This window comes from Streptomyces sp. WMMC940, from assembly GCF_027460265.1.
Classification (GTDB): Bacteria; Actinomycetota; Actinomycetes; order Streptomycetales; family Streptomycetaceae; genus Streptomyces.
The window spans coordinates 1695939-1708156 of sequence record NZ_JAPZBC010000001.1; the positions used below are offsets into that span (position 1 = coordinate 1695939).

At 69.9% G+C, this 12218-nt stretch carries 8 protein-coding genes and 1 pseudogene; 1 reads left to right on the top strand and 8 read right to left on the bottom strand.

The window, feature by feature from the left end; genetic code table 11:
* Positions 1 to 66 precede the first annotated feature (66 nt).
* The 4 genes from O7595_RS07455 to O7595_RS07470 form a co-directional block, all read right to left on the bottom strand.
* A complete protein-coding gene (locus tag O7595_RS07455; protein WP_269727941.1) occupies positions 67 to 1434 on the bottom strand; it encodes an MBL fold metallo-hydrolase in 1368 nt (455 codons plus the stop codon).
* 287 nt (positions 1435 to 1721) lie between these two features.
* Positions 1722 to 1919: a hypothetical protein gene (locus O7595_RS07460; protein WP_269727942.1), complete on the bottom strand. Its 198-nt coding sequence runs from the start codon at positions 1917 to 1919 to the stop codon at positions 1722 to 1724.
* The gene (locus tag O7595_RS07465; RefSeq protein ID WP_269727943.1) at positions 1916 to 4438 is read right to left on the bottom strand and encodes a heavy metal translocating P-type ATPase; all 2523 of its coding nucleotides are present in this window, start codon (positions 4436 to 4438) and stop codon (positions 1916 to 1918) included. The genes O7595_RS07460 and O7595_RS07465 overlap by 4 nt, the downstream gene beginning before the upstream one ends.
* A gap of 364 nt (positions 4439 to 4802) precedes the next feature.
* The gene (locus O7595_RS07470; protein WP_269727944.1) at positions 4803 to 5879 is read right to left on the bottom strand and encodes a hypothetical protein; all 1077 of its coding nucleotides are present in this window, start codon (positions 5877 to 5879) and stop codon (positions 4803 to 4805) included.
* Positions 5880 to 6016: 137 nt separating this feature from the next.
* Here O7595_RS07470 and O7595_RS07475 point away from each other — a divergent pair, with 137 nt between their 5' ends.
* The gene (locus O7595_RS07475) at positions 6017 to 7723 is read left to right on the top strand and encodes an IS1182 family transposase (RefSeq protein ID WP_269727945.1); all 1707 of its coding nucleotides are present in this window, start codon (positions 6017 to 6019) and stop codon (positions 7721 to 7723) included.
* A gap of 103 nt (positions 7724 to 7826) precedes the next feature.
* Here O7595_RS07475 and O7595_RS07480 read toward each other — a convergent pair.
* The 4 genes and pseudogenes from O7595_RS07480 to O7595_RS07495 all read right to left on the bottom strand — a co-directional run.
* Positions 7827 to 8183: pseudogene (locus tag O7595_RS07480) on the bottom strand (transposase); the annotation flags it as partial.
* Between the two features lie 65 nt (positions 8184 to 8248).
* Positions 8249 to 8602, bottom strand: a complete 354-nt coding sequence (locus O7595_RS07485) for a hypothetical protein (protein ID WP_269732411.1) — start codon at positions 8600 to 8602, stop codon at positions 8249 to 8251.
* Positions 8603 to 9047: 445 nt separating this feature from the next.
* Positions 9048 to 11339 (bottom strand): (Fe-S)-binding protein, encoded by a 2292-nt coding sequence (locus tag O7595_RS07490; RefSeq protein WP_269727946.1) that lies wholly within the window; start codon positions 11337 to 11339, stop codon positions 9048 to 9050.
* Between the two features lie 168 nt (positions 11340 to 11507).
* A complete protein-coding gene (locus tag O7595_RS07495) occupies positions 11508 to 12140 on the bottom strand; it encodes a TetR/AcrR family transcriptional regulator (RefSeq protein ID WP_269727947.1) in 633 nt (210 codons plus the stop codon).
* Positions 12141 to 12218: the final 78 nt, after the last annotated feature.

Consider the following 12218-nt stretch of genomic DNA (forward strand, 5'->3'; position numbering starts at 1 on the left):
TTCTCGCTCGGCCCTCCCGGTCGGGCGCCCGGTCCGGGTCCGCCCGGCCGCCGGGACCTGCCCGGTTCAGCCGGTGACGACGGTCAGCCCGGCCTCGGCGGCGGCGTCGAAGCCGTCGTCCACGGCCACCACCCGCCGTCCGGCGGCGTCCAGCACCGAGGCGGCGATACCGGCGCGCATGCCGCCGGCGCAGTGCACCCAGACCGTGCCGTCGGGCACCTCACCGAGGCGGCGGTGCAGCTGGTGGATCGGGATGTGGACCGATCCCGCTATCCGGCCTTCGGCGCGCTCGGAGTCGCGGCGCACGTCGAGCACGACGATCCCGCTCCCGTCCCGCCGGTCCTGCTCGGCGAGTTCCGCGAACGTGGCACGGGGGAAGGACGCGGGGCTCTCGCCGTCGCGGAGCCAGCCGGCGGGACCTCCGGTCGCGGCGGCGGCCGGGCGGTCGATGCCGACGCGCACGAGTTCCCGCTGAGCGGCGGCCAGTTGCCCGGCCGTGTCGGCGAGCAGGGTGACCGGCTTGCCCCACGGGATCATCCACGCCAGGTAGGTGGCGAGCTTGCCGTCGGCCTCGAAGTTGAACGAACCGGCGACGTGCCCCTCGGCGAACGCGATCCGGTGGCGCAGGTCCACCACCCACTCCCCGGCCGCGAGCCGTGCGGCGATCTCGTCCGGGTCGGCGACCGCGGGCGGGGTCAGGTCGACGGGGGCGGGGCCGGCGGCATTGGCCGGACCCATGTGGGCGTAGTAGGCGGGCACGTCCTCGAGTCCTGTGAGCAGGTCGGCGACGAAGGTCTCCGCATCGGCGGTGAGAGCCGCGTTGGCGACCTTCTCCTTGCCGATGGTCGTGGCGTCGCCGTCGGTCTGCGCGGACGAGCAGAAGCTGCCGAAGCCGTGCGTGGGCAGAACCGCCGTGTCGTCCGGCAAGGCGTCGGCGAGGCGGTGTGCGGAGGCGTGCTGGGCGCGGGCCAGCTGTTCTGTCAGGCGGGGCTCGACGAGATCCGGACGGCCCACCGCGCCGATGAGCAGGGAGCCGCCGGTGAACGCGGCGACCGGGCGGCCCTCCACCCCGAGGACGTACGCGGTGTGGTGGGGGGTGTGTCCCGGCGTCGCCACGGCCGTCAGAGTCAGATCCGTGTCGACGTCGACGGTGTCGCCGTCGGCGACCGGGGTCCGGGGGAACGAGACCCGGGCACCGGCCGGCACCAGGTAGACGGCTCCGGTGATGCGCGCGAGCTCCAGGCCGCCGGTGACGTAGTCGTTGTGGATGTGCGTCTCCACCACATGGGACATGCGCACCCCCCGCCGAGCGGCCGCGGCAAGCACCTGGTCGACGTCACGGGGTGGGTCCACCGCCACCGCCGCCCGCTCGCCTCCGGCGAGGTAACTGCGGTTGCCCAGGACCTCGAGCTCGATCGTGTCAACGAAGAACACCGGGATGCTCCTTTCGCAGGGAAATTACCCCCCGGGGTATTGCACCCACTCTAACATCTTTACCCCCGGGGGTATACTTCACCGAGTGGCAGCCGTCACATGTGCAGCGCATCCGCCGGGTACCCCGGCCGCTCCGACACAAAGTGGAGACCGTGTCCCGGGAACGGGCCGTGACGCTTAAGGACACCGTCCGAGCAGGCGACGTCCAGGGCGCCCGCCTCGGCGTCCGCGCCGGAACCCGTACGCGAGCGGGGCAGCTCACGCGTGCGGCAGGCCCGCGGGGGACCTCACCGGCGGACGGCGCGGACCACTGTGTCCAGGGCCTCCTGCTGCCCCACCGGGCGGCGTGCGACCTCGGCCACGACGACATCGGCGCACGGTTCCCACGCCGGCCTGACCTGCTCCACGCTGGAGAGCACCCGCGGATCCTGCGGCCCGCCCGTCCCCCGGGCGCGGCCGTCCTCCTCCTGCGTGGATCCGCTCAAGCGGCCACGTGGGCCGGGGTCTCGGCCCCGGCCCGTGCGGTCGGGGCGCCGGGGAGCGGGCCGGGGGTGAAGCGGCGCAGCCGGTTGGCGTTGCCCACCACCGAGAGCGAGGACAGCGCCATCGCCGCGGCCGCGACGATCGGGCTGAGCAACCAGCCGGTGAACGGGTAGAGCACACCGGCCGCGACGGGGATGCCCGCGGTGTTGTAGACGAACGCGAGGAACAGGTTCTGTCGGATGTTGCGCATCGTGGCACGGCTCAGCGTCACCGCGGTGACCACGCCGCCCAAGGACCCGGAGATCAGGGTGATGTCCGCCGCCTCGATGGCCACGTCGGTGCCGGTACCGATGGCGAAACCGACGTCCGCCCGGGCGAGCGCCGGGGCATCGTTGATGCCGTCGCCCACCATGCCGACGCGCTTGCCCTCCTCCTGGAGGCGGCGGATCTCGTCCGCCTTGTGCTCGGGCAGCACCTCGGCCAGCACCCGGTCGATGCCGACTTCGGCCGCGACGGCCTCGGCGGTCCGCGCGTTGTCCCCGGTGATCATCACGATCTCGAGGCCGAGCCGCTTCAGCGCGGTGACGGCGGCGGCGGAGTCCTGCTTGACCGTGTCCGCGACGGCGACCAGGCCCAGCGGCCGGCCGTCGGCGGCGGCGTACATGGCCGTCTTGCCCTCCGCTGCCAACCGGTCCGCCTCCGCCGACAGGGCGGCCGTGTCGATGCCCTGGCCGGACAGCAGCGCTTCCTTGCCCACCAGCACCCGGCGGCCGTCGACGACGGCGGTGATGCCGTGTCCGGTGACCGAGTCGAACTCGCCGACCTGAGCCAGGGCGATGCCACGGCCGGTGGCGCCGGAGACGATCGCCTGGCCCAGAGGATGCTCGGAGGAGTGTTCGGCCGAGGCGACCAGGCGCAGGATCTCGTCCTCGGTGGCGCCCTCGGCGGCGAGGACGTCGGTCAGCTCGGGCCGCCCCTGGGTGACGGTACCGGTCTTGTCCAGCACGACCACGTCCAGCCGCTGCGCGGTCTCCAGTGCCTCGGCGGAGCGGATCAGGATTCCCGCCTGGGCTCCCTTCCCGGTGCCCACCATGATCGACAGCGGGGTGGCCAGACCCAGCGCGCACGGGCAGGCGATGATCAGCACCGCAACGGCGGCCACCAGCCCGAGGGTCAGCGCCGGGGCGGGCCCGACGAGGAACCACACGGTGAACGAGGTGATGGCGATGAACACCACCACCGGCACGAAGTAGCTCGCGACCAGGTCGGCGATCCGCTGGATGGGGGCCCGGGACGCCTGCGCCTGCTGCACCAACCGGATGATCTGGGCGAGCATCGTGTCCGCGCCGACCTTGGTCGCCCGGAAACGGAAGGCCCCGGTCTGGTTGACGGTCGCGCCCACGACCTCGTCGTCCGCACTCTTGGTCACCGGGATCGACTCACCCGTCACCATGGACTCGTCCAGCGTGGATCGGCCATCCACGATCACCCCGTCCACCGGGACCTTCTCCCCGGGGCGGACGACGACGACGTCCCCGGCGGCGACCTGATCGACGGGCACCTCCACCTCCGTGCCGTCCCGCACCACCCGGGCGGTCTTCGCCTGCAGGTTCAGCAGTTCACGGATCGCCTGCCCGGTGCCCGCCTTGGCCTTCGCCTCGAAGAGGCGGCCGAGCAGGATCAGGGTGAGGATGACGCCGACCGCCTCGTAGTACACCTCGCGCACGCCCGCGGGCAGTAGTCCCGGCGCCACGGTGACCAGCACGCTGTAGCCGTACGCCGCCGACGTGCCCAACGTGATCAGCGCGTTCATCTCGGCTGCGCGGTTACGCAGGGCGAGCCAGCCGGTACGGTGGATCGGCCACCCGGTGTAGATCATCACCGGCGTGATCAGTGCGAACTGCCACCATCGGTCGAGCAGCAGGCCGGGCACGTCCACGCCGAACACCTCGTGCAGCATCACGGCTACCACGACCGGCAGCGACAGCACCGCCCCGACGGTGACTCGCCGCGTCAGATCGGCGATCTCCGCACCCCGCGCGGCCGCCTCGGCATCCTCCTGCTCCGCGGCACCCGCCTCGGGCCGCGCCGGCGGAGCCGGCTCCTCCTCGGCGGCGCCGACGGCGGACGCCGGGATCTCACCGTCGCTCGGCTCGACCAGCAACGTTCCGTGCACCATGCTCATCCCGCACACGAAGCCGAACCGGCCCGGCCGGTCCGGGGTGAACTCCACCACGGTCGTGGCGAACGCCGGGAGCGGGGCGGCGATCCGGAAATCGGGGAAGAGCACGCGAGAGGTGCAGTCCCCCGCCTCCTGCCGGTCGAAGACCATCCGGACCGGTACCCCTTGGCGGACCCGGATCAGGTCCGGCGCGTAGCTGCCCTTGACCGTGACACCGATCTCCTGGAAGCCGCCTCTGAGCTCAGCCCGGCTCGACTTCTTCGAACCGAAGAAGTACCAGGCCAGGAACGCGATCAACGCGACCGCCCCGGCCACGACCCCGATATCCGCGGCGCTCATGACGCCCTCCCTCCGTGGGCCGGTCGTTCAGCGGTGCCGACCGCGACATCACTGGGCTCCTGAATCCGAAGCTACGCCTCCCCCAAGGGGTGGCAAGGCGGCGGTGCGGGGACGGAGGACTGCTGGCCGGGCGGTGGCCGCTCCCCGCGTGGAACACGAATGCGCTGATCACCGGCGGAATCGTGGACCGCTGGTTCCCGGTACGGGTCGGACGCGCCCGCGCTCCGGGGCGTCGACAGGGTGGCGGGGCCGTGGGGACGTCGGCTGAGCACCTTCGGCGGACACGGCGGCTGTCGGGGCCTTCCACCCCATGCTCTTCTGGCCGGGTCGAGCGTCCGTTCGCAGCCATGCGGCCTGAGGGGGGTCACTGGAAGCTGAGACGGTGTGGGTGGGTTGGGTCGGTCGGGCAGGTGTGGACGCGCATCTGGCCGCGGCCGAGATGGACACTGACGGGATCGATGACTCCCGGGTCATCCGTCCGGTCCTCGATGGGCATCCAGCTCCGCGAGGCGCCGTCGCACTCCCATTTGTCGACGGTGAGCAGCGGCGGCATCGGGGTCCCGCACTGGGGGCAGTCGAGGGGGGCGGGATCGGTCAGGTGCCAGGAGGCGTAGCCGCCGACTTTCCAGCCTGGGGCGATGGAGAGGTCGCTCGTGTAGTCGATCTCGTCCGGCTCCTCGGCGCGGGCGGCGGCCATGGCCGCTTCGTACTCCTCGTAGTTGGCGTAGTTCGCCGGAGCTGAGGAGTCGCAGGCGTCTTCGGCGTCTTCCTCGTCGAGGAGGCCCTCTTCCCACTCGGCGATCCCCTGCTGCAGGTCCTCGCTCAGCAGGCCGAGGTACTCGTGCTCCACGACCTGCTCCGGGTGGAGGACGCAGGTGGTCGGTACGCACTCCTCACGGCCGGCGACCGGCGGTTCGGGCTGCGTCGTCAGTACGGTGCCGACATCCTCTGCCGACCGCCACCTGAGGATCACGTCGATCGTGCGGTCCGGGCCGTGTACCTCGAAGGGACACCAGAACACTTGGAGCAGATCGCATCCGTCGGGCCCGACGAGGTCCGGCACGTCCCGCGCGTAGAGCTGGGCGACGGCCAGGAGCGGCAGCGGATCGGCATCGCCCAGATCCCGAACGTGGAGACCGGAGGCCATGCCGTCCAGGACCAGCCGCTCCTCCTCGGTGTAGCCCCGTCCTCGCGCCTCCTCCTGGATGCGCCGCCGCAGGCGCACGTCGGACAGGAGGTGGCCCGTGCCCTTGGGGTGGACCGCGGTGCAGACCGGCCACGGTTCGTCGGCCGGCCACAGCAGCGGCCCGGCGAGCGAACTCTCATCCGGCTTGGGCGCGCCGGGGCGCGGGTGCAGCCGTGTCGCGGTCCGCCGGTGGGCGGCGAGTGCGCGGAAGACCGCCTCGATGTCGACGGGGCGCGGTGGCGTGGTCCGGGTCATGCGGGAGTCCTCCAGGGCTGTTCGGCGTCGATGCTAACTTGACTCTGTCGGGGATCTTGGAGTTTCCCGGTGCGGCAGCATGGTCAACGGGCATGCTCGGGTAGTTCTGCCGACCGAAGCAGCTGTCGAGGTGCCCGTTGTCCCTGCGCCCCCGTTCCGGTGAGCACGTTCCGCCTCTGACCGCGCAGATCGCGCGGGCAAGCAACCCGGGCGGCACGACGGCGATATGGGTGCGTGACCGGCTGGACGGGCTGTGGCGCGACGAGGACTTCGTCGACTGGTACCCCAGGGACGGACGGCCGGGTCTCTCGCCCGCTCAGCTGGCCACCGTCTGCGTACTGCAGTTCTTGCTGGGCCTGTCGGACCGGCAGACCGCCGAGGCGGTCCGCTGCCGCATCGACTTCAAGTACGCGATGGCCATGGAACTGGACGATCCAGGCTTCCACCACAGCGTGCTGGCCGACTTCCGCGACCGCCTTACCGAGGACGACCGTGCCGACCGTCTTCTCGACCTGGCGCTGGCCCGTCTCAAGGAGGCCGGACTGGTGCGCGAGCGCACCACACAGCGCACCGACTCCACCCACGTCCTGGCCGCGGTGCGCGACCTGACCCGCCTGGAGTTGATCACCGAGGCGGTCCGCGCCGCACTCGAAGAGATCGCGGGCATCTCCCCTCACCTGCTGGACGGGCTGGTCGACGAGGACTGGGGGCTGCGCTACGGCCGGCCGGTCCGCCTGGGCAAGAACCCCACCAAGCCCATGACCAGGATCCTTGCCACCGGAAACGACGCCGTCCGGCTCCTGGAACACCTCTACCGGTACGGAGCGGACCGCATGTCCGGTCCCCGCGTTCAGGCCCTGCGGCAGATCATGGTGCAGAACTATCACCGTGATGCTGCTGGGCACCTGCGCTGGCGCACCGCCGAGAAGGAAGGCGGGGCGGGTCTGCCGCCGTCGTCGGGGGCGGTCGTCTCGCCCTACGACACCTCGGCCCGCTATGCACGGCACGGGCACATCATCAGCTGGAAGGGGTTCGCCGCCCATCTGACCGAGACCTGCGCTCCCGACGGCCCCAACGTGATCACGGACGTGGCCACCACCGCGTCCACCACCCACGACAGCCAGGTCCTGCCCGGCATCCACACCCGCCTGGCCCGCCGCGGGCTGCTGCCCGCCGAGCACCTGGTCGACGCCGGCTACACCTCCCTGCCCCACCTCGAACACGCCGCCCGTGAACACCAGGTCACCGTCTCCGGTCCGCTGAAGACCAACCCCACGCACCAGCACCGCCGAGGCGAGGGCTTCGCCCGGGACGACTTCCACATCGACTTCGACCGTCAGCAGGTCACCTGCCCGCAGGGGCAGGTCAGCGCGGGCTGGCACGGCCCCTACCCGACATCCTCGCCCACCGCGGCCCCACTGATCGTGGCACGGTTTACCAAGAGCCAGTGCCGTCCCTGCCCGGCCCGCGCCCAGTGCACCAGCACCGCCGACAGCGCCCGCACCGTGGGCTTTCCCCCGCGTGAGCTCCGTGACCTGCAACTCCGCGTCCGTGCCGAACAGCAGACGCCCGAGTGGAAGGCCCGCTATGCGGTCCGCTCCGGAGTGGAGGGCACGGTCAACGAGTTCGCCCACGGACACGGTATGCGGCGCTGCCGCTACCGAGGACAGAGCAAAGCCCACGTCCAGCACGTGCTGACGGCCATCGCCGTCAACATCGAGCGCCTCGGCGGGCTGTCACCGGCTGAGGAAGCCCTCGCACCCCGCCGACCAACGGCCTTCCAGAACTACCTCGACCAGAGGCAGCTACCCCGGCCGAAATCCTGGCGCACCCTGGGAACCTGACCTCGACAACTCCAAGATCCCCGACAGAGTCAAGCTAAGGACTGTCCCGTAAATGACCTTCGAGTTGCCTCGGTCGGGGCTGGTCGCTGTGCGGTGCGCTGGCCTATCCGGCGAGGGCGAGGTTGTGCATCCGGGCGATGCCGAGCATGGCGTGGTGGACGCCGTCGCCTTTGAGGCGGCAGTCGCGGAGGATCTTCCAGGTCTTCAAGCGGGCGAAGACGTGTTCGACGCGGGCCCGGACTTGCTTGTGGGACGTGTTGTGCGCCTGCTTCCACTCGGGCAGGTCTTCGCCCTTTCGTCGACGGTGGGGCATGACGAGTCCGGTGCCGGGGGAGCCGCCGTCGGCGATCGTCAGCGTGTTGCCGATGGCGGCTTCGGCGCCGGATTCCTCCCAGGCCCTGCAGTCGTTGCGGTTTCCTGCGAGCGGCCGGCCGACCACGACGACCAGGCGGGTGTCGGCGAACAGCGGAGCGAGCTGCCGCATCTCACCCGCGACCAGCAGGTCCGTCAGCAAGCCTTCCCGTCTCAGCGGAACTCGTGGACCACTCGGATCTCGCCGACAATGTGGGCGTTGAAGTCGTCCAGCTCCTCGGCCGGAACCCAGAGCTCGAGGATCGTCTGCCCGCCGGCCTGCTGGACGGGATACCGGCTCAAGAAATCCGACTCGACCTCAAAACGAGTGACGAAGCCGGCGCCATCGTGCTTCACGTTCCAGTCCCTCGCGATCCTGACCGCGTAGTCCTCGTCGAGGACCGGGTAGAAGATCGGCTGCTCGGGCAGCCGGGGCGGCCAGGCACGCCAGTTCAGCTCGCGAACCAGATCCAGCTCCTTGGGGCCGGTGGGGCGCCACAGGGTCGTCGTTGCCTGCCGGCTGGTCATCTGCATCGCTCTCTGAACGTAGGGCGGGTCGGGAGACCGGACGATACCGGCACCACGAATCCGGCAGCTACGCAGTTTCCGCACCCCTGCCCGCTCCGTGACCAGAGGGTCGGCGTCGCCCGACACGCTGCTGAAGAGGACGGCGAAGTCCGAGTACGCCAGGCCCCGTGGCGGCGCGTCGGCATCGGGCGGGTCGGTTTGCCCTTGGTGCGGATCTGTGGCGTCGTCAGGCCGCTGGCCCGGCTGCTGCGGTCGATCAGAACACGAGCCCGTAGTCACTGAGGACAGTGGCCGAGAGCCGGGGCCGGCCCCCGTCAGGCGCTTGTCGGGGCAGCTCAGCGTGTACGGGTAGCGAGAGGCTTACGGCCGTGGATACGGCGACGGCCAGGACCGTGTGGTGCGGTCCCGGCCGTCACGGATGTCCTTGCGGGTTCAGGTCACCGGCTTACTTGACCGGTTGCGGTTGGGGCTGGGCGGCTGTTTGGCCGTCGCCGCCTTCGGGTTCGTCGGTGGGGGTGGTCTTGACCGAGTCCAGCAGGAGTTGTGCCACGTCCACGACCTGGATGGACTCCTTGGCCTTGCCGTCGTTCTTCTTGCCGTTGACGGAGTCCGTCAGCATGACGAGGCAGAAGGGGCAGGCCGTGGAGACGATGTCGGGGTTGAGGGAGAGGGCCTCGTCGACGCGCTCGTTGTTGATGCGCTTGCCGATCCGCTCCTCCATCCACATCCGCGCACCACCGGCGCCGCAACAGAAGCCGCGCTCCTTGTGGCGGTGCATCTCCTCGTTGCGGACGCCGGGGACGGCGGCGATGATCTCGCGCGGCGGCGTGTAGATCTTGTTGTGGCGGCCCAGGTAGCACGGGTCGTGGTAGGTGATGATGCCCTCGACCGGCGTGACCGGGATCAGCTTGCCCTCGTCCACCAGGTGCTGGAGCAGCTGGGTGTGGTGGATGACCTCGTAGTCGCCGCCGAGCTGCGGGTACTCGTTGCCGAGGGTGTTGAGGCAGTGCGGGCAGGTCGCGACGATCTTCTTCGACGACTTCGGCTTCGCCGACTCGGGCGTCACCTTGCCCTCGTCGTCCGTCTCCTCGCCGAACGCCATGTTCAGCGCCATGACGTTCTCCATGCCGAGCTCCTGGAACAGGGGCTCGTTGCCCAGGCGCCGGGCGGAGTCACCGGTGCACTTCTCGTCGCCGCCCATGATCGCGAACTTGACGCCCGCGATGTGGAGCAGCTCGGCGAAGGCCTTGGTGGTCTTCTTGGCGCGGTCCTCCAGGGCGCCGGCGCAGCCGACCCAGTACAGGTAGTCGACCTCGGTGAGGTCCTCGATGTCCTTGCCGACGACCGGGATCTCGAAGTCGACCTCCTTGAGCCACTCCAGGCGCTGCTTCTTGGCCAGGCCCCAGGGGTTGCCCTTCTTCTCCAGGTTCTTGAGCATCGTGCCCGCCTCGGACGGGAAGGAGCTCTCGATCATCACCTGGTAGCGGCGCATGTCGACGATGTGGTCGACGTGCTCGATGTCGACCGGGCACTGCTCCACGCAGGCGCCGCAGGTGGTGCAGGACCACAGCACGTCCGGGTCGATGACGCCGTTGTCCTCCAGCGTGCCGACCAGGGGACGCTCGGCCTCGGCCAGCGCGGCGGCCGGGACGTCCTTCAGCTGCTCCTCGGAGGCCTTCTCCTCGCCCTCCACGGTCTTGCCGCCGCCGGCCAGCAGGTACGGGGCCTTGGCGTGCGCGTGGTCGCGCAGCGACATGATCAGCAGCTTCGGGGAGAGCGGCTTGCCCGTGTTCCAGGCGGGGCACTGCGACTGGCAGCGGCCGCACTCGGTGCAGGTGGAGAAGTCCAGCAGGCCCTTCCAGGAGAACTGCTCGACCTGGGAGACGCCGAAGACGTCGTCCTCGCCCGGGTCGGCGAAGTTGATCGGCTTACCGCCGGAGGCCATCGGCTGGAGTGCGCCGAGGGCGGTGCCGCCGCTCGCCTCGCGCTTGAACCAGATGTTCGGGAACGCCAGGAAGCGGTGCCAGGCCACACCCATGTTGGTGTTGAGCGAGATCGTGATCATCCAGATGAAGGATGCGCTGATCTTGATCAAGGCCGTCAGGTAGACGAGGTTCTGCAGGGCGCCAGTGCTCAGCCCTTTGAAGGCCAGCACGAGGGGATACGACGCGAAGTACGCCGGATCGTAGGCCTCGACGTGGTGCAGCACCCCCTCCAGTCCGCGCAGGGTGAGGATGGCCAGGCCGATGGTGAGGATGACGTACTCCACGAAGTACGCCTGCCAGGCCTTGGAACCGGCGAACCGGGACTTGCGACCGGCCCGGGAGGGCAGGCTGAGCAGCCGGATCACGATGAGGGTGAGGATGCCCAGGGTCATCGTCGCGCCGAACAGCTCGACCACCAGCTCGTACGGCAGCCACTCGCCGATGACCGGCAACATCCAGTCGGGCTGGAAGAGCTGCCCGAAGGCGTTGGCGAGCGTGAGAAGCAGGCTGAAGAAGGCGACGGCGACGAACCAGTGGGCGATGCCGATGATCCCCCATCTGTTCATTCGGGTGTGGCCGAGGAACTCCCGGACCACGGTGAGTGTCCGCGCGACCGGATCGTTGGTCCGCAGTCCGGCGGGGACCGGCTGGCCGAGTTTCACGAAGCGGTAGATTTGCGCGATGGCTCGGCCGAACAGTGCGACACCGACCATGGCGAGCACCAGCGACACGATGATCGCGGTGAGTTGCATGAGGGCTCCTCGGGCCTGCGAGAGCGAGAGTTCGAGAACTACTAAGCGGTAACTTTGGGTTGTGAGGCTGACATTACCCAGGGCCGCAGACTCCATGAAGGCACGCGGTTGGTGATCTGCGTCGCTGAGGCAACCCATGGTTCGGCCCTGCCGGACCGGCGTCCCATCTCATCGACGGGGCGAACCGGCGACGAGAGCGCCGTGAACGAGCAGCTGCACGAGGTCCGGCAGTTGCGAGTCGCGCAGCGGGCGGTCGAGTTCCCGGGAGCGGGCGAACAGCAGATCGAAGTAGGCTTGGGCTATCTGCAGTGGGGGCAGTCGCAGGGAGTCCTCCTCGGGGGCCAGCAGGGCCGCCAGGGAGGCGACGACGGACTCGACGGCCTCGCGGACCTCCCGCATTCCAGCGGTGGAGGCGGTCGACTCGCGCCGCGCCCTGGTGTGCCCTACCGCCTCCAGGTAAGCGACCACCGTACCCATGCGCGTCAGGTACGTCTCCAGCGCTCCGGCAGCCGCGAGGAGACGCGCTGTCACTGAGGCGTCCAAGGGAATGTCGGCAAGCTCGCGCAGGACATCGTCGGAGCGCGCGGTCTCGGTCATGCAGGCGTTGAGCAACTCGTGCTTGTCGGCGAAGACCTGAAAGATCGTCGCTTCGCTGATGCCGGCGGAGCGGGCTACCTGACGAGTGGTCACTGCCAGGCCGTGCTCCGCGATCAGTGCGAGGGTGGATCGGACGATCATCTGGCGGCGCAGCTGCGGGCTCATCTTCGGAGCCCGTCGCCGTTCGGGGGCCGGGGCGGTCATCCGTCAGAGGATACTGAGCGGTTCATCACTCGGTCAATCGCGGTCCCGGCATCCCGAAACGACGCCTCGGCGCCCGTG

Excerpts from the sequence above, each read along its gene's own strand:
- O7595_RS07490 (WP_269727946.1), bottom strand. The coding sequence starts at position 11,339 with ATGCAACTCACCGCGATCATCGTGTCGCTGGTGCTCGCCATGGTCGGT.
- O7595_RS07485 (WP_269732411.1), bottom strand. The coding sequence starts at position 8,602 with ATGACCAGCCGGCAGGCAACGACGACCCTGTGGCGCCCCACCGGCCCC.
- O7595_RS07465 (WP_269727943.1), bottom strand. The coding sequence starts at position 4,438 with ATGAGCGCCGCGGATATCGGGGTCGTGGCCGGGGCGGTCGCGTTGATC.
- O7595_RS07495 (WP_269727947.1), bottom strand. The coding sequence starts at position 12,140 with ATGACCGCCCCGGCCCCCGAACGGCGACGGGCTCCGAAGATGAGCCCG.
- O7595_RS07470 (WP_269727944.1), bottom strand. The coding sequence starts at position 5,879 with ATGACCCGGACCACGCCACCGCGCCCCGTCGACATCGAGGCGGTCTTC.